This is a genomic window from Halosolutus sp. DAT137 (assembly GCF_059736405.1).
Genome location: NZ_JCAQID010000003.1, coordinates 148495 through 169188, shown reverse-complemented (window position 1 = coordinate 169188; position 20694 = coordinate 148495). Strand labels below are relative to the sequence as shown.

28 protein-coding genes and 1 tRNA gene are annotated in these 20694 nt (G+C 62.9%); 11 read left to right on the top strand and 18 right to left on the bottom strand.

The features are described from left to right. Positions 1-27: 27 nt before the first annotated feature. From AC6I6L_RS08240 to AC6I6L_RS08230, 3 genes are all read left to right on the top strand, one after another. Positions 28-258: a hypothetical protein gene (locus tag AC6I6L_RS08240; protein ID WP_497917264.1), complete on the top strand. Its 231-nt coding sequence runs from the start codon at positions 28-30 to the stop codon at positions 256-258. 81 nt (positions 259-339) lie between these two features. After that, complete coding sequence (locus AC6I6L_RS08235) at positions 340-1428, top strand: aminopeptidase (protein WP_497917263.1); 1089 nt, start codon at positions 340-342, stop codon at positions 1426-1428. Between the two features lie 179 nt (positions 1429-1607). Continuing rightward, positions 1608-2024 carry a universal stress protein gene (locus AC6I6L_RS08230; protein ID WP_497917262.1) on the top strand — a complete coding sequence of 139 codons (417 nt, stop codon included), beginning with the start codon at positions 1608-1610 and terminating at the stop codon, positions 2022-2024. Positions 2025-2088: 64 nt separating this feature from the next. On the opposite strand, the gene AC6I6L_RS08225 is transcribed toward AC6I6L_RS08230, so the two are convergent. From AC6I6L_RS08225 to AC6I6L_RS08210, 4 genes are all read right to left on the bottom strand, one after another. Continuing rightward, positions 2089-2595, bottom strand: coding sequence for a hypothetical protein (locus tag AC6I6L_RS08225; RefSeq protein ID WP_497917261.1), 507 nt, complete (start codon positions 2593-2595; stop codon positions 2089-2091). A 348-nt stretch (positions 2596-2943) separates the two neighbouring features. Then, the gene (locus AC6I6L_RS08220) at positions 2944-3192 is read right to left on the bottom strand and encodes a hypothetical protein (protein ID WP_497917260.1); all 249 of its coding nucleotides are present in this window, start codon (positions 3190-3192) and stop codon (positions 2944-2946) included. Then, positions 3185-3490, bottom strand: coding sequence for a hypothetical protein (locus tag AC6I6L_RS08215; RefSeq protein ID WP_497917259.1), 306 nt, complete (start codon positions 3488-3490; stop codon positions 3185-3187). The genes AC6I6L_RS08220 and AC6I6L_RS08215 overlap by 8 nt, the downstream gene beginning before the upstream one ends. Beyond that, positions 3483-3737 (bottom strand): hypothetical protein, encoded by a 255-nt coding sequence (locus AC6I6L_RS08210; protein WP_497917258.1) that lies wholly within the window; start codon positions 3735-3737, stop codon positions 3483-3485. The genes AC6I6L_RS08215 and AC6I6L_RS08210 overlap by 8 nt, the downstream gene beginning before the upstream one ends. A gap of 151 nt (positions 3738-3888) precedes the next feature. Here AC6I6L_RS08210 and AC6I6L_RS08205 point away from each other — a divergent pair, with 151 nt between their 5' ends. Continuing rightward, positions 3889-4056, top strand: coding sequence for a hypothetical protein (locus tag AC6I6L_RS08205; protein ID WP_497917257.1), 168 nt, complete (start codon positions 3889-3891; stop codon positions 4054-4056). A 155-nt stretch (positions 4057-4211) separates the two neighbouring features. On the opposite strand, the gene AC6I6L_RS08200 is transcribed toward AC6I6L_RS08205, so the two are convergent. From AC6I6L_RS08200 to AC6I6L_RS08160, 9 genes are all read right to left on the bottom strand, one after another. Continuing rightward, on the bottom strand, positions 4212-4472 hold the full coding sequence (locus AC6I6L_RS08200) for a hypothetical protein (protein ID WP_497917256.1): 261 nt from the start codon (positions 4470-4472) through the stop codon (positions 4212-4214). After that, positions 4469-4915 carry a type IV pilin domain-containing protein gene (locus tag AC6I6L_RS08195; protein ID WP_497917255.1) on the bottom strand — a complete coding sequence of 149 codons (447 nt, stop codon included), beginning with the start codon at positions 4913-4915 and terminating at the stop codon, positions 4469-4471. Before AC6I6L_RS08195 ends, AC6I6L_RS08200 begins: the two co-directional genes overlap by 4 nt. Before the next feature lie 18 nt (positions 4916-4933). After that, on the bottom strand, positions 4934-5392 hold the full coding sequence (locus AC6I6L_RS08190) for a type IV pilin domain-containing protein (RefSeq protein ID WP_497917254.1): 459 nt from the start codon (positions 5390-5392) through the stop codon (positions 4934-4936). Positions 5393-5405: 13 nt separating this feature from the next. Beyond that, positions 5406-5834, bottom strand: a complete 429-nt coding sequence (locus AC6I6L_RS08185; RefSeq protein WP_497917253.1) for a type IV pilin domain-containing protein — start codon at positions 5832-5834, stop codon at positions 5406-5408. Between the two features lie 949 nt (positions 5835-6783). After that, positions 6784-6858, bottom strand: a tRNA-Arg gene (locus AC6I6L_RS08180). 52 nt (positions 6859-6910) lie between these two features. Next, entirely contained in the window at positions 6911-7288 is a 378-nt protein-coding gene (locus AC6I6L_RS08175) for a YccF domain-containing protein (protein ID WP_497917252.1), read from the bottom strand. A 113-nt stretch (positions 7289-7401) separates the two neighbouring features. Beyond that, a complete protein-coding gene (locus AC6I6L_RS08170; protein ID WP_497917251.1) occupies positions 7402-8616 on the bottom strand; it encodes a M20 family metallopeptidase in 1215 nt (404 codons plus the stop codon). A 24-nt stretch (positions 8617-8640) separates the two neighbouring features. Next, entirely contained in the window at positions 8641-10068 is a 1428-nt protein-coding gene (locus AC6I6L_RS08165) for an APC family permease (protein WP_497917250.1), read from the bottom strand. Between the two features lie 133 nt (positions 10069-10201). Then, positions 10202-10927 carry a helix-turn-helix domain-containing protein gene (locus AC6I6L_RS08160; protein WP_497917249.1) on the bottom strand — a complete coding sequence of 242 codons (726 nt, stop codon included), beginning with the start codon at positions 10925-10927 and terminating at the stop codon, positions 10202-10204. A 195-nt stretch (positions 10928-11122) separates the two neighbouring features. Here AC6I6L_RS08160 and AC6I6L_RS08155 point away from each other — a divergent pair, with 195 nt between their 5' ends. From AC6I6L_RS08155 to AC6I6L_RS08145, 3 genes are all read left to right on the top strand, one after another. Continuing rightward, positions 11123-11692 carry an AAA family ATPase gene (locus AC6I6L_RS08155; RefSeq protein ID WP_497917248.1) on the top strand — a complete coding sequence of 190 codons (570 nt, stop codon included), beginning with the start codon at positions 11123-11125 and terminating at the stop codon, positions 11690-11692. Beyond that, positions 11689-12102: an RNA-binding domain-containing protein gene (locus tag AC6I6L_RS08150; protein ID WP_497917247.1), complete on the top strand. Its 414-nt coding sequence runs from the start codon at positions 11689-11691 to the stop codon at positions 12100-12102. Before AC6I6L_RS08155 ends, AC6I6L_RS08150 begins: the two co-directional genes overlap by 4 nt. A gap of 93 nt (positions 12103-12195) precedes the next feature. After that, positions 12196-13182, top strand: a complete 987-nt coding sequence (locus AC6I6L_RS08145) for a CBS domain-containing protein (protein ID WP_497917246.1) — start codon at positions 12196-12198, stop codon at positions 13180-13182. A gap of 5 nt (positions 13183-13187) precedes the next feature. Here the strand turns inward: AC6I6L_RS08145 and AC6I6L_RS08140 are convergent, their stop codons facing one another. Both AC6I6L_RS08140 and AC6I6L_RS08135 read right to left on the bottom strand, forming a co-directional pair. Further along, entirely contained in the window at positions 13188-14147 is a 960-nt protein-coding gene (locus AC6I6L_RS08140; RefSeq protein ID WP_497917245.1) for a hypothetical protein, read from the bottom strand. Positions 14148-14225: 78 nt separating this feature from the next. Next, positions 14226-14396, bottom strand: a complete 171-nt coding sequence (locus tag AC6I6L_RS08135; protein WP_497917244.1) for a DUF1059 domain-containing protein — start codon at positions 14394-14396, stop codon at positions 14226-14228. A gap of 97 nt (positions 14397-14493) precedes the next feature. On the opposite strand from AC6I6L_RS08135, the gene AC6I6L_RS08130 reads away from it, so the two are divergent. After that, the gene (locus AC6I6L_RS08130; RefSeq protein ID WP_497917243.1) at positions 14494-15267 is read left to right on the top strand and encodes a hypothetical protein; all 774 of its coding nucleotides are present in this window, start codon (positions 14494-14496) and stop codon (positions 15265-15267) included. A 148-nt stretch (positions 15268-15415) separates the two neighbouring features. Here AC6I6L_RS08130 and AC6I6L_RS08125 read toward each other — a convergent pair whose 3' ends face one another. Beyond that, entirely contained in the window at positions 15416-16801 is a 1386-nt protein-coding gene (locus AC6I6L_RS08125; RefSeq protein ID WP_497917242.1) for a signal recognition particle protein Srp54, read from the bottom strand. A 193-nt stretch (positions 16802-16994) separates the two neighbouring features. On the opposite strand from AC6I6L_RS08125, the gene AC6I6L_RS08120 reads away from it, so the two are divergent. From AC6I6L_RS08120 to AC6I6L_RS08110, 3 genes are all read left to right on the top strand, one after another. Then, positions 16995-17213, top strand: coding sequence for a type II toxin-antitoxin system HicB family antitoxin (locus AC6I6L_RS08120; protein ID WP_497917241.1), 219 nt, complete (start codon positions 16995-16997; stop codon positions 17211-17213). A gap of 92 nt (positions 17214-17305) precedes the next feature. Beyond that, positions 17306-17887, top strand: coding sequence for a DoxX family protein (locus AC6I6L_RS08115; RefSeq protein ID WP_497917240.1), 582 nt, complete (start codon positions 17306-17308; stop codon positions 17885-17887). 87 nt (positions 17888-17974) lie between these two features. Then, the gene (locus tag AC6I6L_RS08110; RefSeq protein WP_497917239.1) at positions 17975-19405 is read left to right on the top strand and encodes a dihydrolipoyl dehydrogenase; all 1431 of its coding nucleotides are present in this window, start codon (positions 17975-17977) and stop codon (positions 19403-19405) included. A gap of 79 nt (positions 19406-19484) precedes the next feature. On the opposite strand, the gene AC6I6L_RS08105 is transcribed toward AC6I6L_RS08110, so the two are convergent. Then, positions 19485-19670: a hypothetical protein gene (locus AC6I6L_RS08105; protein ID WP_497917238.1), complete on the bottom strand. Its 186-nt coding sequence runs from the start codon at positions 19668-19670 to the stop codon at positions 19485-19487. A 217-nt stretch (positions 19671-19887) separates the two neighbouring features. Then, entirely contained in the window at positions 19888-20688 is an 801-nt protein-coding gene (locus AC6I6L_RS08100) for a sulfurtransferase (protein WP_497917237.1), read from the bottom strand. Positions 20689-20694 lie beyond the last annotated feature (6 nt).

The window sequence follows — 20694 nt, the reverse complement described above, 5'->3', positions numbered from 1 at the left end:
ATGAGGCTGGGGTCGAAACGAGCCGGTATGAGCGAGGATCGACCGACGGACGCGACGACGGGGGGACGCGCCCAGCAGGCCATCACCGTCTTGCGTCTCGGCGCGGTGGCGTTGCTCCTCGTCGGCTTCAGCGGCTGGGTGCTCGACGACGGCGGCGAAATCGCACTCGATTCGCCGTTTACGATCGCCTTCGGTGTCGGCGTCGCCTGCGCGCTCGCGTCGATCTACCTCGGCGTATTTCTGGCGAACGGCGAGTGATCGACTCGCGTCACCGCCGGTAAGCGATCGTAGCTTTTCGATTCGAAAATCGTATCCCGCCCGGCGGGATAGGTGTGGGGCATGGACCCGCGCATCCGCGAACACGCCGAGATCATCGCGAATCATTCGGTCGATCTCCAGGAGGGAGACAACGTTATCGTCGACGCCCATCCGGTTGCTGAGGACCTCGTTGTCGCCCTCCACGAAGTGATCGGCGATCGGGGCGCGAACCCGATCACGATGACCCAGCGAACCGGGAACCGACAGCGCCGGGCGTACCTGCGCGCTGCGGCCGACGATCCCGACTTCGAGACGCCCGAGCACGAACTCGCGCTCATCGAGCACACGGACGTTTACATCGCCATCCGGGCGACCGACAACGTCACCCAGACCAGCGACATCGAACCAGCGGTGAGCGCGGCGTACAACCAGGCCCACCAGCCCATCCTCGAGGAACGACTCTCGACGCGCTGGTGTCTCACGCAGTTCCCCGCGCCCGCAAACGCTCAGCTGGCCGAAATGAGCACCGAGGGCTACGAGAATTTCGTCTGGGACGCCGTCAACAAAGACTGGGAGACCCAGCGCGCCCACCAGGAACACATGGTCGACCTCATGGACCCCGCCGACGAGATCCGAATCAAAAGCGGCGAGACCACGGACGTAACGATGTCGATCGCAGGGAACCCGACGCTCAACGATCACGGCGAGCACAACCTCCCCGGCGGCGAGGTCTTTACCGCGCCCGTCCCCGACAGCGTCGAGGGCGAGGTCCTGTTCGACATGCCGCTGTACCACCAGGGCCGAGAGATTACGGACGTCTACCTCGAGTTCGAGGGTGGCGAGGTCGTCGACCACGCCGCCGCGAAAAACGAGGACGTGCTGACGGAGGTCCTAAACACGGACGAGGGGTCCCGCCGACTCGGTGAACTCGGCATCGGCATGAACCGCGATATCGATCGGTTCACGTACAATATGCTGTTCGACGAGAAGATGGGCGACACGGTCCACATGGCCGTTGGGCGAGCCTACGACGACACCGTTGGCGAGGGTAACGAGGCCAACGAATCGGCAGTCCACGTGGACATGATCGTGGACATGAGCGAAGACTCGTTCATCGAGATCGACGGCGAAGTGGTTCAGCGGGACGGAACGTTCGGGTTCGAAGCGTAGTCCCCGCGACGAACGGTATGAGTCGCGGCCGTTTTCATCGAAGTTTTTGGGCGAGGGTGAGCGAAGCGACCCCGAGCGGAAAAAGTTCGGAGTGTTTGGACGGCTCCTGGGTTGGGAATCCGGCTGCTATTGATCGGACGGTAGGAAGATTCAGGCCCCTCCGATTCGTAGCCGACAGTATGTCAGTACTCGTCGCGTACGACGGCTCGGAACCCGCACAGAAGGCAGCAGAACGCGCGTTCAGGGAACACGCCGACGAGGAGATTGTCCTCCTTCGGGTCGTCGAAGCGGCCGACGGCTCCACCGGCGCGGGAATCGAACTGCTCAAAGACGTCTTCGCGGACCGGAAGAAGGCGGCGTCGACGACGATGCTCGAAGAAATTACGGACCTCACCGGAGCCGAAGACGTCGAGTTCCGGACGGAAGTCACCGTCGGCAAACCCGCTCGCGAGGTCGTCAAGTACGCCGAAGAACACGGCATCGATCAGATCATCGTCGGTAACCACGGACGATCGGGCGTCTCCCGCGTCTTGCTCGGCAGCGTCGCAGAACAGATCGTCCGGCGATCGCCCGTTCCGGTAACGGTCGTTCGGTGACCGTCCAGTCGGACCCATCTCGCGGTCGGTTACGGATCGCGCACAGATCGCGATCCCCCGCCGGTTAGACCGAATCGACGACGATGACCTCTCCGCGCTGTCTCGCCTGCTGGTACTCACAGCGGTAGGTCGCCATTTCCGGTGTCGCCTCGAACCGCAGGGACTCGAGCATCCCTTCCACCTCGTTGCCCGGCGTCGAGTACTCCGCGACCACGTCGTGATTCTCGTCCCAGAAGGCGAAATTGTGGTGGACGCCGTCCATGTTCTCCCAGGTAACCTCGTACTCCCGACCCTCGACGAGCACCAGCGTCGGGTTCTCGACGCGATCGATCGGCTCCGGTTCGACGCCGACCCAGCCGCCGACCCAGCCGTCGAATAGGATCGTCTCCACGTCGGCCCACGCCTCGGGATCGGTGTTCGTCTCGGTCGTCACCGCGGCGTCGACGACCGGCTCGTCCGCCTCGTCGTCATCGTCGCTCGTCGTGCCCAGACAGCCGGCTGCGGCGGTGACGCCGACCGTTGCGGCGACACCGGTCAGGAACCGCCGTCTCCCCGCATCGTCTACAGCCATTGGTCGGCAGTACGGCGTTGAGACGCATAAGTTACCGGCCTCCACGGGCGAAAACGGTAGCCGGCTGCCGGACGATCGAGTCCCTGTGAGACGGTCCGAGAAACCGGTCGGTACTCGATCGGGAGCCCGGGTGAAAACGGTGGGTGTACGCGGTCGGCCACGGGGATTGGCGATGTCGACTGTGCCCCCCTAATACCCCCGTATGAAGCCGGTGTCCGGCTCTGCCGACAGTTCAGTTATTTCTCCCAAGCGATATTAATGTACCGGTCAGGTGGGATTCGATCGGGATTCGCGTTCGAGTATGGATTGGTGTGCTATCAACCGGAGAGGGGGTTGCGAGTTGGCCTTTCAGCGTGACCAATTTGACCGGATCGCGGTCCTCTCCCTGCCCCTCTCGTCGCCAGATACGGTACTGTAGAGGTCCCGCCCGGAGACATCGTTCAGGTTGTCTATCTCGTGTTCGTCACAGAACTGTGCGAACGAGAGTAGCCGGTGTTTCGCACTCCGGCGGGTTGCCTCGGCGTGCTCGTCACGCATGGCGTGATGGTACATCTCGATCGCTTCTCGCGGCGGAAGTGGTTCGAGCCGATCACTCATCACGATCACCGCCCTGCCAGTTCTCGGCGCGATCGAGCCCGCCGATAAGCCCATCCTCGCGATCGTCGCGTTCGAACAGCCGATCGGCAATCGCCGTCTGCAGCGCGGTGCCCGATCGGTCGCGCGGTTCGTAATCTCGGAAATAGTGGTCGTCGACGCGCGCGGCCAGCTCGTCGGTCGCGTCGACCGTCTCGACCAGGACCGCGTTCTGGTAGCGCAGTTCGGTGGCGATCGCCTCGAGCGCGTCGGCCTGGCGTTCGATCGCGTCGGCCCGCCGGTCGCGATCGGCGTTAGACATTGCAAACACCTCGCTCGCCGCCACCGTCAGCACCGTCCGACCCGAACGATTCGCAGTTGGTCAGCTGAATCGCCGCGATGCCGTGCTCGACGCTGCACGCGGCGACGGTTGCGGCGAACTCCCGACCGTCGATCGAAACCGTGACGCGCTTGCACTGCCAGATTCCGGTGAAGTCGAATCCGTCGCTGACCGCAGATTTGACGCCGACGTGTACGATTACGTCGCCGTCGAACCGATCGATCTGCATGGCCGGTACTCGCCCGCCGTCGATCGTGACCGGGATGCACCGCTCGCTCGAGTCAGTTCCGCCGTCGGTCCGAACCTCGCGAGTGTTTTGCTCAGTCCCCGTGTGGGTTGAGCGCCCGATCTTTTTTCGTACGGTGTTACAATTGTGGCCTATGATCGTCGAATTCGCAATCAGCCTCGTCGTTGCGTTCGTGATTGTCGTTGCGGGATCGTACCTCGGTGCAAAGATGGCACTCAACACCGTTTTTGGTCGAGATTTCGATCCTTCCGAGTCTGGCCGATTTGCTCCACAAAACTCCACATCGGATGAGGAGGACTGAGAAGTACCGCCCGCGGCGTTACCGTTCATCGCTCTCACCTCGGGCCTCCCGATCGCGCGCCTGTTCGTACTCGCCGGCGAACTCGACGCGAGCGAGTTAGAAGCCGACGACTCGGACCAGTAGCGACACCCCTTTTCGGAATCGGTAACCCGGCGTCACCGCTTCGTCGATCGCGTGGTGTAGAACAGCGGAACGAGCAAGACGAGGAACACGGCCCCCATCGAAGCAATCCCAATCCAGATTGCCGAGAGCCACGCCTCGGGAATGAACCCCGCGAGTTCGGCCAGCCAGAACAGGCTGTACGCGCCGACGAGAAACAGACTCGCGACGTAGACGCGAAAGAGCGCCCGCGCGACGTGATACAGCGTCGTTTTCGTCACGCGATCGGGCAGGTACGCATCGAGCACCCCGATCATATCGTCACCTCGGTGGTGAGGATGCGCGAACTGTCGGTGCCGTCCGCGTCGGTATGAGCAACGGCGACGATCTCGACGACGACCGTGCCGGTAGTACCGCTGTGCTGTTGGAACGTCACCGCCTCGCACTCGCTGTACATCTCTTCGAGAACGACCGTCGCAGCGTTCCCGTCGCCGTCGTCGAGGCCGTCGATCGGATCGATCGACGTGGCTTCGACAGAAATCCGATCGGCGCGCTGCATCGAAATCGCAGTGATCGTAACGAACCCGTCGTCGTCGGTGACGACGGAACTCGTCTCGACTGCCGCCTGTGAGCCCCCACTCACGTCAGACCCCAGTCCGATGAGGAACGTCCCGATCGACGCCGACAGGATGACTGTGACCCCGATCAGGAGGACGATTCCGATGACTGGGTTGGCCGCACGATTCTGCTGAAAAATCATACGTGTAGCGGGTTTATTTTATTGACAGTCCCAATCTTCGCTGGCAACAGTAGTCCAACTGTCATCACCCTCGATGGAAGCAACGACCGTTACAGCACCACTGTCACTGGTATTTAGACTAGGATTGTCACTATCGTTACATTTCAGCGTCTGTGTACTGCCTGCACCATCCAATTCAGGATAATTGCTATTTATTTCATTAACTCCATTATAGACATCGCCACGAATCTCCCAAGAAGCTGCATTCCCTTCAGATGTTAATTCGATGCTTAGTTGTTGCGATGCATTATCCCAAGACATGGCAGCCCCCGACTGTGCTTCTTGGCCCACACTGTCACCAAGATCAAGCACGAATGCTGCAATTACGGCTGCAAGTATAACCGTAATAGCAACCATCAGGATAACACCAATAACTGGAGAAACTGCTCGTTCTTCTTCTGATCCGACTAACAGTTTTCCGTGTTTTTCTAAATCCATGATTCAAACCTTATTATGTGCAGTTGTAGTCTTCGCTATTTACTGTAGTAGTAATATCAGTTTCGTTGATTGTAGCTGTAACAGTAACTGTCCCAGTTTCACCATTGTTAAGTCCGTCACTACAGGTTAACGTTCTTGTGTCACCTGCGCCGTTCATATTAGTCTCACCACTGAAACCAGAGACATCCCCTCCGATATCCCAGTCGTCAGCATTCCCTTCAGACGTAACCCCGATCGACATCTCTCCACTGGAGTTATCCCAACTCATCGACACTCCCGATTGCGCTTCTTCGCCCACACTATCACCAAGATCGAGCACGAACGCTGCGATCACGGCCGCGAGAATCACAGTGATCGCGACCATCAGGATGACTCCGATGACTGGGCTTACCGCCCGTTCGTCTTCATTACCGATCAGCTTCTTGCCGTATTGTTCTAACATTGGTTAGTCACACACCGTGGACGGTCGGAAGGATTAACAGCACTGGCACACTACCAGTCTGTTGCGCTTAGGGGGATTGGGAACGCAGCCCCACCACAGCGCCGTACCATCCTTTTCGCCGTGAATCGGTGTGATAGCAACAACCTGGCCAGGTGCATATATAGGTAGGGGATCGTGACCCTCTCTCGAGTTGATGAGTGTTTCAGATCTGATAATCAGGCAGGAATAGAACGGTTACAGCACCCCCTTGAAGCTACGCCGTCTGTCGATTTCAGATCCGCGTGACCGTGGCATTAACTGTTATGGTCCCCCAGTTTCACCACGGGATATGAGCCGCGACGATACACTCGTCACCGGGCGCGACCTCACGCGCACTTTCGACGGGGGAGTTACGCCGACGCCTGGGAAGCCGTCGAACAGTATCGAGACGCGATCGAGTACGCCCGCCGAAACGACTGCAAGTCCGCCGCGACGGCCTCGGCGCTCGACCTCCCGCGGAGTCGACTGCAGACCTGGGTCGATAGGGGCGGGGAACCGGACGCGGTACGGGCGATCGAAGCCGCCCGCGACTACGGATGGCTCGACATCGAGTTCGGTGATCGGAAGTTCACGGCACTGAATGCACTCGTCGCGAACGCCTTCTCGGGCGGGTCGATCAGCGGACACGACTATCGCCCATCGTTTGCGATCAACCACCGCGTGCCGACGCCCATCTCTTCGACGCGCTCGAGCTGGCCGGCGTCGAGTACCGCACGGTCTCCGATCGATCGTCGCCGTCCAGTTCAAACCGCGTGTGCATCGCTGTTCGCTCCTCACATCTGTTCGTCGCAAAATAGCGGGCACGATGGGATTTGAACTCGACTGCGAGACTCGCTGGCGCTCGTCTCGCGTAGTTCGAATCCCACGTGGACTCGTTACCCACGGCTCACTGTCGTTCGCCGGGAAGTAACGGGCACGATGGGATTTGAACCCACGACCGTCGGATTAGAAGTCCGACGCTCTTTCCGGACTGAGCTACGTGCCCTCGGATACGACTCGACGATCGAACGCTATAAGCAGTGGGGATTTCACCCGGCCTAGCCGTGGAAGCGATACAGCGAGGTCACGAACGGCAGGCGGTTTGCCAGCCAGATCGCGATCGGCAGGCCGACGATCGTGATCGCGAGCAACGCGGCTAAGTTCGCCCAGAGGAAACTCAGCCACCAGCCCACGAACACGAAATACACCGCCCGCACGAGCAGCGAGTGCTGGCCGCGGGCTACCGCCGGGTTGGTGAACGATCGCGGCTCCTGTAACGTCAACACCGTCGGGACGAGGTTGATGAGTTTGATCCCGATCGGGGCGAGGATCACGGTCACGTTCAGCGCCCACGCGAGGTTGACGACGATCGGGGTGAGCCACCAGCCGACGAAGACGAACCAGATCGCACGCACGAGCAGCGATCGCTGTGTCATGGCCGAAGAGAGGGCCGAACCGAGAATAACGCCGTCGATCGCACGGTCTGGACGAAACACTGTCGTCGGACGCCGTCGCGACGTACCGCGAACCGAGACCGAAGCGGAAATCGCTACTCCGCGTATTCGATCGCCGTGTCGACGAGTATCCGCGCGATGTCGACGACCTCGTCGGTGTAGACGAACTCACCCGCGCCGTGGATGTTCTCGCCGTCGGGCCCGACGATGACCGTCGGAAGGCCCGCACGGTGGCCGAAGTAGTTGAAGTCGCCGACGCTCGAGAAGTAGCCGATCGTGGGGGACTGGCCCGTCACCGATTCGGTGGCCGTTTGCAGCGATCGGACTAACGGGTGGTCCGCGTCGGTGACGTACGGCCCGTAGCGAACGTCCGGCGCGGGTGCCTCGCGAAAGCCGACGTCGACGTCGGAGCCGAGGTCGAGGTCGGAAACGACGCGCTCGGCGTCTGCCAGCACCGAGTCGGCGTCCTCGCCGATCACGACGTGGCGATCGACCAGCAGACGACAGTGCTCGGGGACCGAGAGGGTTTCGCCGCCGCCCCCGATCGAGAGCGGACAGACCGATCCGTCACCGAGTTTCGGATGCGAGCCGACGTCCATCGCCGCGAGCGCGCCGGCCAGTTCGCCGGCGTCGACGACCGCGTTCTGTCCCTTCTCGGGCTGTGAGCCGTGGGCTGCGTGTCCCCGAACCGTGATATCGTAGAGGAAGCGCCCGCGTGCGCCGAGTATCAGCGCCGGATTCTCGATGTCCGACTGGGCGAGGATTGGGCCAGGCTCGGTGACGATCGCGGCGTCGCACTCGTCGGTGATGCCGTCCCGAATCAGCTGATCCGCGCCCAGCCCGTAGGGACCTTCCTCGTCGACGACCGCCGAGAGGATCACGTCACCCCGCAGGTCGGCGTCGGCGAGCGCCCGGAACGCGACGAGCACCGCCGCGAGCCCGCCTTTCATGTCGCAGGCACCCTGTCCGTAGCACTTCCCGTCCTCGATCCGGCCGGAGAGCGGATCCTCGTCCCACTCCTCGACCAACTGGACCGTGTCGACGTGGGCGTTCAACAGCAGCGTCGGCGCGTCGGGGTCGGTACCCTCGATCCGCGCGAGGACGTTGTTCCCCTCGTACCCCGTTATCTCGGGTTCGCTCACCGGGTGGTACTCGGGATCGAGGGCCGCGTCGTCGAGCCACCCGAAGACGAACTCGATGATGTCCGCCTCCTCGAAGTACGGGCTCCGTATCCGGACGAGATCCTGCAGTAACGCGATCGTCTCGTCGTGATCGATGTCGTCCGCCAGCGTCTGAGAGTGTTCGTTCATGGGATGCGTGTTCGGTCGTTTCCGTCAGTCGTCCGCGGGCGTCCCGTCGTCGGCCACCGTCGGTTCGTCGACGAGTTCGGGGCTGTATTCGTCGGTCGGAACGCCGGGAAGCGTATCGAGAATCGCGTCAACGTCCGTATCGGATTGCTTGCCCAGATACCAGTAGACGCCGAAGACGGCGAGGCCGATCGCGAGCCACGGGACGTAGATCGTCATCGACCCCTGGTAGGCCTGAGAGAGCAGGAGGACGCAGCCGGCAAGTCCGAGCACGCCCGGGACGAAGATCCACCTCCCAGGGTCGAAGGCTGCCTTCTCGCGCAGTTCCGGCCGTTCGAGGTAGAGATACATCGCGGTAAACGACGTCGCCCCGTAGGCGATCAGGTAGCTGAACGTCGCGATCGCGATGACCTGATCCAGCCCGCCTGTCCAGAAGGTCAGACCGACCGAGACCGCAAACAACGTGAACAGGGACCAGTGGGGCGTCCGCCAGCGCTCGTTGACCTCCGAAAAGCGCGTCGAGAACACCTCGTCCCAGGCCCAGCAGTACGGAAGCTTGATGCCCGCGGCCATCACCGCGTGGACGCTCGAGGCGGTTGCGAGCAAACCGCCGATCCCGACGACGGCCGTCGCGTTCACCGGCAGGAACGTCTCGGCGGCAGTCGAGAGCGGCCGATCGGAGGCCGCGAGGATGGTGTAATCTCCGACGACGCCGTAGATGACCGCGGCGGTCCACATGTACAGCGCGATGAGGATGAGCGTCCCGCCGGCCATCGCGAGGGGCAGGTTTCTCGAGGGGTTCTTCACCTCGGCCCCGATCTCACCCGCGACGGCGATCCCGATGTAGGCGTAGAACAGCGGGACGGCGGCGGCGAGTGCGCCGTCGAAGCCGCCGGTGAAAAACGGCGTGTAGTTGCCGGCCTCGACGGTGAACGTTCCCGGGATGACGAGCACCAGAATCGAGACGATCAGCAGGATGAAGATGGCGTTCTGTGAGATGCTGTACCGGCGAGCGCCGAGCATGTTCACGACGAACAGGACGGTGATCAGGGCGATCCCGGCCCACCGCGGGTCGACGCTGGGGTAGAACACCTGCAGGTAGCTGCCGAACCCGAGTGCGAGCACGGAGACGGCCGCCATATATCCCAGCCAGAGCGACCACGTCGCGACGAACCCGGCGAGACGGTTGCGAAACACCCGAGTGATGTACGAGTACGTCGATCCGGCCGCGGGGAAGATCGTCGCGAGCCAGCTGTAGTTGATCGCGATCGCCATCGCGATTATCCCGGAGAGCGCGATAATCAGGATGACGCTCGGGCCGGTCGTCGAACTGGCCGTCCCGAGCGTGACGAACAGTCCAGCTCCGAGCGTCCCGGCGACGACGGTCGCGATCGCGCCGAAGGGACCGATATCGCGGGCGAGACTACGATCCGACTTCGTGGTATCTGTACCCATGACTGTTGGTAGCAAGATCTGCAGTCGGATCAACACCCACCCTAGGTACACAGGGATGGTCAGCGCTCGGGTGCACCGAAACCGGCCGCACTCGGGCGTGGTCCCCGCTCGGGCGGACGAGGGCGACTCTCGCTCACTCCGCGTCGGGATCGAGGAGTTTCGATTCGGCTTTGCGGAGATGTTCGAGCAGCGTCGCCTCCGAAATGTCGAGTTCGTCGGCGAGGTCGGCGGCCGTCACCTCGCGGGGCCAGCTGTAGTAGTGTCTGGTGCGCGCCAGTTCGAACACTTCCCGCTGGCGTTCGGACAGACAGTCGGTTCGGAACACGCCGTTCGTCAGCCCGCAGTGGAGCGATCGCATCGACTCGACCCGAACCTCCGCCGATTTCTCGTCGCGGATTTCGTCGAGTCGATCGCCGATCGTCTCCCGGTCCTCGTGGATAACGACCGTCCAGTACTCGCGGCCGTCGGCCATCCGGACGGGTTCGTCTGGGATGAATCCCCGCGAGACGAGCGCGTCGTTGATGCTGTTGGTGAGTTCGTACTGGACGACGAGCCCGGTCGTGACGTTCTCGGGATCCGGCGTGCCGGCGGTCGTGGCGTAATGCTGGTCGGCCTCCCAGACGGCGTCGGTCAACGGCGACGCACGGATAGCATCCACGAGCGCCGCCAGTTCGTCGGTCGATCGACTGTACGCAGTGAACCGCCCCGTCGCGTTCCCGTCGATCGTGTAGACGCCGTGGCCGAGCAATCCGCCCGGCGCGCTGTCGGTGACCTCCAGCGTCCAGCAGTCCGGATGCCAGATGTCGAGTTGCAGTCGCGACCCCACGACCCGTTCGTCGCCGTTCGAGACGGACTTCACGATGTGTGCTAGCGTACGTCTCGACGTGATAAAAAGCAACTGACCGACGGTCGACGCGCCGTCTCCGCTACCGCCGGACCCTCGTTCGAGAGACAGACGCTCACGCGGAGGTGAACGCGCTCACGCGGAGGAGAACGCACACTCGCCGGACGGCGAACACAGCCCTTATGCGGACCTCGCCTGTATCACCGATCGATGCACGTCATCGGAACGGTCGGGCTTCCCGGCAGCGGAAAGGGCGAGGCCGCGACCGTCGCACGCGAGGCAGGGATTCCGGTGGTGACGATGGGCGACGTCGTCCGCCAGGAGACGGCCGACCGCGGGCTCGATCCGTCGAAAGATCACGGAACGGTCGCACAGGCGCTGCGCGAGGAGAACGGACCGGCCGCGATCGCCGAGCGATCGCTCCCGCTGATCGAAGAGCGCCTCGAAACCCACGAGACGGTGCTGGTCGACGGCATTCGATCGGCCGTCGAGGTCGACGTCTTCGAGGAGCGCTTCGAGGAGGATTTCACGCTGATCAGCATCGAGGCACCCTTCGAGGTTCGCGCCGAGCGCATCGACGCCCGCGGGCGAGACGTAAGCGAGGACGACGGCGGAGAGGCCCTCGCCGCTCGCGACGAGCGCGAACGCGGGTTCGGGATGGACGACGCGATGGCCCGCGCCGACGTGGTCGTCGAGAACGCGGACACTCTCGCGGCGTTTCACGACCGAATCCGAACCATCATTCGGGATGGCGTCGAAACCGAGGGACACCAGCCATGAGCGAGATTTACCGCGTCGACATCGAGATCACGGCCCCGGTTTACGACACCGAGGTCACGAGTCGCGTCGCAGACGCAATCACCAACATCTTCCCGACCGCCGACCTCGCGGAGAGCCACGGCGAGATTCGAGGCGAAGCCCACTCGCTCGATCACTTTTCGGAGCTGTTACACCGCCAGGAAATTCTCGATACCGCCCGCGGGGAGTTCTTCGGCAATCGCGAGGGGAATACGATCGCGTTCGCCCTGAAAAAGCAGGCGGCCTTCGAGAACCGCGTCAACTTCTCGGTGGGCGAACCCGACGAACTCGGCGAGATCAGCGTCCGAATCCGGGTCGACGAGCCAACCGCCGAGGAGTACGTCGACGCCATCGCGCCCCCGACAGAAGACGGCCGGCCGATCGAAGACTGAGACGCACAACACCGCCGTTGCCTCGATCGAAACCGGTCGCTCGTCCAGTGCAGCCCCGGAACTCATGGCACGTGACGGCGTACTTCCGGTAGTATGCACGACACGATCGCCGTCTCCGAGATCATGGTTCCCGACGTCGTCACGGCACCGGTCGGGTCCAGCGTCACGCACGCGGCGACGCTGCTGCGCGACGAGGAGGTCAGTTCCGTCGTCGTCACGCGAAACGGGACACCGGTGGGGATCGTCACCGAAGGCGACTTCGCGACCCACCTCTGTGAGCGCGAGCGCCTCGGTGCCGCCGAACTGGGCGAGGTGATGTCCTCGCCGCTCGTGACGATCGATCCCGACACGTCGATCGTCGAGGCCGTCTCGCGGCTGCGATCGAGCGATATCGAACACCTCCCCGTGACAGACGGCCGCGCGGATGACGATTCCAACGAGACTGGGGAAGTGGCCGATAGCGAAGCCGAGACGGCTGGTAACGGCGATCTCGTCGGTATACTCACGACGACGGAACTTACCTACTACGTCCCACATCTGGCACACCGGACGCACGGCGGCGCGGCCCAGAAGCCCCGGCGGCGGGTCCGGGCTGATACCCAGTACGAGCGCGACGATTGGTCCTTCCAGTACCGGGGTGACGACGAATCGATCGTTTCCGTCGGCGACGTCGCACGGTTCGAGAAGGCGATCACGACCCACGACGTGGAGGCGTTTGCCGACGCAACCGGCGACACGAACCGTCTCCACCTCGACGACGCGTACGCCGCCGAGACGCGATTCGGAAACCGAATCGTCCACGGCGTCCTCGCGAACGGGCTGATCAGCGCGGCGCTCGCACGGCTCCCCGGCCTGACGATCTACCTCTCACAGGAGAGCAGCTTTCTGGCACCGCTCCCGATCGGCGATCGAGCGACGGCCGTCTGCGAGGTCGTCGAGGCGTTAGGCGGCAACAGGTATCGAATCGAAACGATCGTCCGCGACGCGGACGAAACGGTCGTGCTTGAGGGCGACGCCGTCGTGCTCGTCGACGAACTGCCCCCGGAACCGGCACTCGAGGGGGACGCGACGACGGCGTGAGCGGGTTACGAACAGTTGCTGGCGTCTTCGAGTGCGGCTTCGCCATCCTCGCGTCGGCGCTCCGCGGTTAGCAGGTCGCCACCATCCGTCGCCGCCGCGGCCGCCGCGAAGTGGCCGGCAGCCGTCGCCAGCGACTCGTTCTGACACGTCGCGGTCTCGACGTACGACACCAGCCCGTCCGGGGCCGTCTCGCGCCCGTCGGTGACGGTCGCCGTCGCGGTCTCGAACGACGATTCGGCCGCCTCGAACGCCGTCTTCGCCTGCGCGTGATCGCCGTCCGCCGTCGCTTTCTCACCGTCTTCCAGGAACTCGTAGCCGTCGAGCGTCGCGTCGTATCCCGTCCCGAGCGCAATCATCGAATCGAGCACCTCATCGAGCGCCACGAGTCCGTCTTCGATCGCCTCGAGGTCGACCACCGACAGGTCCGCGAGTCGATCGGCGTCGACCGCCGCGAGATCCGCTCCGGCGTCGTCGAGCCGATCGCGGGCCGCGCCCAGGGTTTCGTTACGGGCGTCGATCGTCTCGTTGGCGTCGTCGATCGGGCCGTCGTCCTCGATCACCGCGGTGACCTGCTCGATGTCGGCCGCGAGCGTGTCGTCGGTAACCGTTTCGGTCACCGCGACCAGGTTCTCGAGAACGCCCGCGTAGGTCCGGAGCGCCTCGATATCCGACTCGCGGTCGGCGTCAAACTCCGCCTCGGCGGAGTCCAGATACTCGAGTGCTGTCGCGATCAGGTCGGTCGGTTCGGCGGCGTCGAACGCGGCCGATTCGGGGTTCTCGAGACCGTCGGCGTCGTCGAGTGCGAGTGCGGCCCGGTTCAGGTTGCCCACCGATCGGGCGAGGGCGCGCTCGCCGGTTCGATCGTCCGGGACGCGATCGGTCTCGTCGTCACCACTGCCCAGACAGCCCGCGGCGGCGGCAACCGCGAGACATCCGGTACCTGCGAGATACTGCCGTCTGTCCATACCGGACCATACGAGTAGAGTGGCTTGAACGTAGTGGCAGAATGAACGTTTGTTTTTCTGATGTGTTCGAGAGAACGCTCAGAGTTTCTCGATATACGGCGCGACGTCTTCGTCGGAGACGTCTCGACCGTGAACGTCTTTCAGGTGAGATCGTGCGGCTTCGTAGATCGACTCCTCGAACTCGCTGTAGACGATCACGTCGCAATCGGCAACGTCGCGACACTCGAAGCGATATCGTTCCGTGACCATGTGGGTGAGAGTCGTGCAAGCGGTATGTACCTGCTGCCAGCGAACGACACGCCTCGCGGGCTCGAAGCCTTTGTACGTCGGTCTCGATTGACGCGATATGGTGGAGACAGGTGCGATCGTGTCGATTCTCGCCGGCGTCGTCACTGCGCTGATCGCCGTCTTTCTCACGTTCTACTTGCGAAACCAGTGGCAAGAGATCCAGTCCATCCGGGCGATGCAAGCCGAACTCGAGCAGAACGCAGCGCGGATTCGAGACCTCTCGGAACTCCTCGCCGGCGACCTACGGCGCCAGCAGATCGACCTGCCGATCGAAATTCCGCCCGGAACGAAACTCGAAATTCGATACGTCGTCTCCTTTCCCAGTTCCCTCTCGACTGCCGCCTTCGAGCAGCTGAAACACTCCGGGATGTTCCTCCGGCTCTCGCCCGATATCCGTCGGTCGCTGTTCGAGCTGTACGACACCATCGATCGGATCAACCGGCTGCGCCAGCACAGGGAGCGGATTCACTTCGACGACGCCGGAAACGTCCACATCGTGATCGATCCCTCGGACCTCGACGTCGAGCCGGGAACCACCGTCACCGAGGCCGATCTTTCGGCGGCGACCAGACAACAGCTTGCGGACCTCCGGCGGATGCGGCGAGCTATGAACGGCGTGAACAGGTCGATTCTCTCGCTGATCGCGTCGATCGCGTCGCCGGAGATGGTCGAAGAACTCGAGTTAGAATCTGTCGCGGAGACCGATCGTGAACGCGGACCACCACACCGATCGCAGGTCGAGTCGACGCGCGATGATCAGACCGATCTCGAGGAGATGCGTTCGATTCTGCGCGACGTCGAACAGCGATCGATCTGGTCCAGGTTCATGTGACGATCTATAGTAGCCACTGAAAGTCAGTGCACACCTGATCGCACGACGGCTGTGCGATCAGTGTGTAAACAGTTTCAGTTGTTACTATAGTCCCGATTTATGTGATTCAGTAATCAGACAGCGGGAGAAACGACCCGATCGCAGGCGCTCAGAACGGACCCATACCGCCCATGCCGCCACCGCCGCCCTGCTGTTGCATCTGTTTCATCATGCGCTGCATCTCCTGTTCGGAGCCCATCCCCTGGAACTGCTTGATCGTCTTCTCCATCATCTTGTACTGCTGGAGCAGTTCCCGGACCTGATCCTCGCTCGTGCCCGACCCGCGGGCGATGCGCTCGACCTGATTCGCGCCGATCGCCTTCGGGTACTCCTTTTCGGCGTCGGTCATCGAATCCATGATGACGCTGAACGATCGCATCCGCTCCTGGGTGACGTCCATCGCGTCGTCGGGCAGCTGGTCCTTGATCCCGCCGCCGAAGCCGGGGATCATGTCCATCACCTGATCGAGCGGGCCCATATTGTTCATCGCCTCCATCTGCTTTTGCATATCGTTCAGGGTGAACTGGCCCTGAAGCATATCCTCGGGGTCCCAGTCGTCTTCTTCGATCTCCGTCTGCTGCATGGCGCGCTCGACGCGCTCTGCGAGTTGGCCGAGATCGCCCATGCCGAGCAGCCGCGAGATGAAGCCGTCCGGCTCGAAGCGCTCGACGTCCTGGACCTCCTCGCCGGTCCCGAGGAACGCGATCGACGAGTCCGTCTGATCGACCGCGGTGAGCGCCCCACCACCTTTCGCCGTCCCGTCGAGTTTCGTGATGACGACGCCGTCGATCCCGATCGATTCGTCGAACTGCTGAGCCTGGTCTTTCGCACCCTGCCCGATCGCGGCGTCGAGAACGAGCAACGAGGTGTCGGGGTCGACGACGCCCTCGATCTGCTCGATCTCGTCGATCAGGTCGTCTTCTAAGGCGTGGCGGCCGGCGGTGTCCACGATGTGGACGTCCGCCTCGCTGGTCTCCTCGAGTCCGGTCCGGGCGATTTCGACGGGGTCCTCGGCGTCGGGGTTGCCGTAGAAGTCGACTTCCGCACGCGAACACATCTCCTTGGCCTGATCGAAGGCACCAGGTCGGAAGGTGTCAGTCTGGATGACGGCGGGACGCAGCCCTTTCGTCGAGAACCACCACGCCATCTTCGCCGCGGAGGTCGTCTTCCCCGACCCCTGCAAGCCGGCCAGGAGGATCGTCTGCTCCTCGAGTGGCAGTTCGGTCGACTCCCCGATGAGATCGACCAGTTCCTCGTAGACGATACTGAGGACGAAGTCCCGCGCCGGCGTCCCGGCCGGCGGTTCCTCCTCGAGCGATCGCGCCTTGATGTTGTCCGACAGTTCCATCACGAGCGAGACGTCGACGTCGGCGGCGAGCAAGGAGCGCTGGATCTCCTTGACGATTTCCTCGATGTCCTCCTCGCTGAGTCGTGACTTTCCGCGGAGTTTGTCCAGCGTGCCCCGCAGAGAACTCCCAAGATCGTCGAGTACCATTTGCCCCACCTACGGTTCGGGGTCGTTAAAGGCTTTTTCTCGGCGCACAGTTCCGGTCTCGACACCGGGTCCCGCCGTCGAGCTCGGCTCGACCGGTTCGAGCGAGTGGGCGATCGAGCGTTCCCCAGACAGACCCGTATGCGTACCTCCCGAGCCGGTGGGTATTTGAGCTAGCCGACGCCACTAGCCGGTAATGAGTCCCGACGCAGACGGCAATGCCGGCGAGTACGAGGCACTCGAGGACGCCGACGTCACCACCTGGGTCGAAAACGGACTCCATATCGCCGAAGACCGGGTAACCGGCGTCTCGAGTCAGGGGCCGACGGAAGACGACGCCCTCAGGAACCTCGCCGTTGCCGTCGATTCGTACAGGGAGGCGACCGCGAACGACTCGGGCGACGACTGGCTATAACCACCGGACATCGAGAGCACAGGAGTCAGTTCCCGACCAGTGGGAAGTCGAACATGTTCTAAGTATAACGTAGGTGAATTAGCAAATAGATCATGTCGACCCAACCATCGGAACGAACGCTTACGTCCGAACTGCTCGGACGAGAGGTACAGTTCAACTACTCGGAAACCTGGCTCGCCTACTCGATGCTCGGACTGCGCCTCGTCATCGCCTGGGTGTTCCTGCAGGCCGGCCTCTCGAAGCTCCTGGAGGGCGGAATCGGTGATCCGCTCGCCTGGTCGTCGGTAGGATTCCTGGAGAACGCTGTCGCAGAGGCGAACCCATTACAGGGCCTGTTCCTGTTTTTTGCCGACTACGCGGCGATCGTCGATCCCATGGTGGTCTTCGGACAGATCCTGATCGGCCTGGCGCTCCTGTTCGGGGTGTTCTTCCGGTTCGCCGCCCTGATGGGAGCGCTCCAGATGTTCTTCTTCTGGACGGCAGCCTGGGAGGGCGGACTGATGGCGGGCTTCCCCGTCGGCCACGGCTACTTCGTCGACAGTTCGTTCGTCTACATGCTGTTGCTGTTCGGTCTGGGCGCGTGGGGAGCCGGTCGCCTCCTCGGCGTCGATCGGAGCTTAGAACAGACCGAGATCGTACAGTCCAATCCGTGGCTGCGATACCTGCTGGGCTAAGAGTACCGACTCGGCCGTCTACCCTTCTTGTACTCTCGCTCCATTTTCACCCCCGTATTATCACCGCGACCGTGGTCGACCACTCCCATGACGACACACGATATCGTCGTAATCGGCGGCGGGTCAGGCAGCCAGGTCGCCACCGCCGGGGCCGATCGCGGCCTCGACACCGCGATCATCGAACCCGGTCCCCTCGGCGGGGCCTGTATCACCCGAGGCTGTGTCCCCTCGAAGGCGCTTCTCCACCGCGCCGACATCGTCGACGAGATCCGTCGTGCCGATCGGTTCGGGATCGACGCCACTCTCGAGGACATCGACTACGGTGCGATCACCGACTCGGTTCACGAGACGGTCTACGGCAAAGCCGACCGCCAGGAGCGGAGTCTCGAGGAAGCCCCGAACGTCACCCGCTACCGCGGCGAGGCCCGGTTCGTCGACGATCGAACCGTCGCGATCGATCCGAACGAGGGCGAGGACGACCCCGGAGCGATCGCGGGCGAGCACGTCGTCATCGCCGCCGGGAGTCGGCCGACGACGCCGCCGATCGACGGTCTCGACGACGTCGCGTTCTACACGAGCGACGACGTGCTCTTTCTCGACGAGCGCCCGGACGAACTCGTGATCGTCGGTGGCGGCTACATCGGGACCGAACTGGGCTACTTCTTCGGCGCGCTGGGCGCAGACGTGTCGATCGTCGGCCGGAGCGATCGACTCGTTCCGGGCGAAGACGGTGACGCGAGCGAAGTTGTGACGGACTCACTCGCCCGGTACTGCGACGTGTACACCGGCCACGAAGCGGTCGCGGTCGAGACCGAGCGGGACCGAATCGCCGTCACCGTCGAGGCGGGGGACGACGAACAACTGCAACTCGAGGGCGACGACCTCCTCGTCGCGGCCGGGCGGCGGCCGAACACCGACGCGCTCGACCTCGACGCTGCAGGCGTCGAGACCGACGAAAAGGGATACGTCGAAACCGACGAGACGCTCGAGACGACCGCCGACAACGTCTGGGCGCTGGGCGACGTACTCGCCGCCCAACCGTTCAAACACGCCGCCGATTACGAGGCCGAACTCGTCACCGGAAATATCCTGAATGACGCCGATCGGACGGTCGACTACGACACGATGGCCCACGCGATTTTCACCTCTCCGCAGGTCGCGAGCGTGGGGGAGACCGAGAGCGAACTCGACGACGCGGGCGTGGAGTTCGAATCGACGACAGTCGGCTACGACGCCGCCCCAAAAGGACTCATTCTCGACGCCGGCGACGGGTTCGTCAAGGTGCTGTCGGGCCCGGATGGTGAGATTCTCGGCTGCCACATCGTCGGGCCGGAGGCCTCCACGCTGCTACAGGAAGTCGTCGTCGCGATGGAACGCGGTGAGGGCACCGTCGAGGACGTCGCAGAGACGGTTCACATCCACCCCGCGCTGAACGAGGTGGTACTGAAAGCGTTCGACGAAGCCGCCGATCGGGAGTTTTCGACCGCGCCGGACTGGCGGGACGCGAGCGGCGTCTGAGGCGACCAGTGTCGGAACGAATGACAGTGTCGAAATCTGTTGGGTAGCTCTCTCGCGAGGCCACTGATACGATCGGTGTCTACTGGTCGGACGTGACAAATAAGACGATGAACAGCAGTCCGAACGACGCCGCAAATAATGGTGCCGTATTTCCAGTCTGCCCAGCGTAGTAGGCTGCTGCCATGGCACCCACGATCCAGAGCATGGACACGCCCAGTTCTATTTTCCGATCGACGTCAACCGTTGGCGATACTGTCTCTGTCATTACACGAAAATGTGGTTTGAACGCGTATAAAAGGTTATGGGTTGTCCAACAGGAATCACCCATTTTTTGACCTATAGCGATCGTCGAAGCCTCGTTTCACTCGGTCTCGCCTTGCTCTGCGGTTCGCCTCAGGCTCACCGCTTCGCTTCGAGGCCTCGCCTTGCTCGCGAGTCACTTCGTTCCCCGCTCCACTACGAAGCCGACTCAATCACTTCGTTCAATCGTCGACTTCGCTCGTCTCCACCACACCATCGTTCGCCAGCCACTCCGTGAGACTCCCCTCGTAGAAGGCCACGTCCTCGTAGCCGAGCGCGCGCAACACGACGTACGTGTGGCTGATCCGCCGGGCCGTGTTACAGTAGAGGACGATCTCCCGATCGGGCGTGATTCCGTGTTCGGCCAGCAGCGCCTCCAGTTCAGCCTCGGGTTTCAGCCGACGGGTTTCGTCGTCGACGACTTCCCGCCAATCGAAGCGAACCGCGCCGGGTAAGTGGGCTTCGGCGTACTCGTCGCGCTCGCGCGTATCGACCAGCACGGCGTCGAGATCGATCGCCGCTTCGACCGCAGCGCGATCGACGAGCGGGCTCTGCGCGAAGGAAAACGGCTCGGCCCGATAGTCGGTCGGTTCGATCGTCGGGGCCTCGCCCGTCGTCTCGTACTCGCGGTTCCAGGCGCTGTAGTCGCCGTCGAGCAGTCGCACGTCCTCGTGGCCGTACGCCTGAGCGGTGAGGACGAAACGTGCCGCGAAGACGCCGTGCGTGTCATCGTAGGCGACGATCGTGTCGTCAGGGTCGATTCCCGCTGCCCCGAGCAGCTCCGCGAACGCGTCCGCACCCGGCAGGGTTCCCGGATCACCGCTCGATTCGTCGCGGTAGCTGTCGAACGGAACGTTGACGGCCCCGGGAACGTGCCCGATCCCATCGTATTCCCAGGCGTCTCTGACGTCGACGACCCGAATGCCCGGGTCGTCCAACCGATCGGCGAGCCAGTCGAGAGTGACGACGACGGATTCGTCCATTGGGTG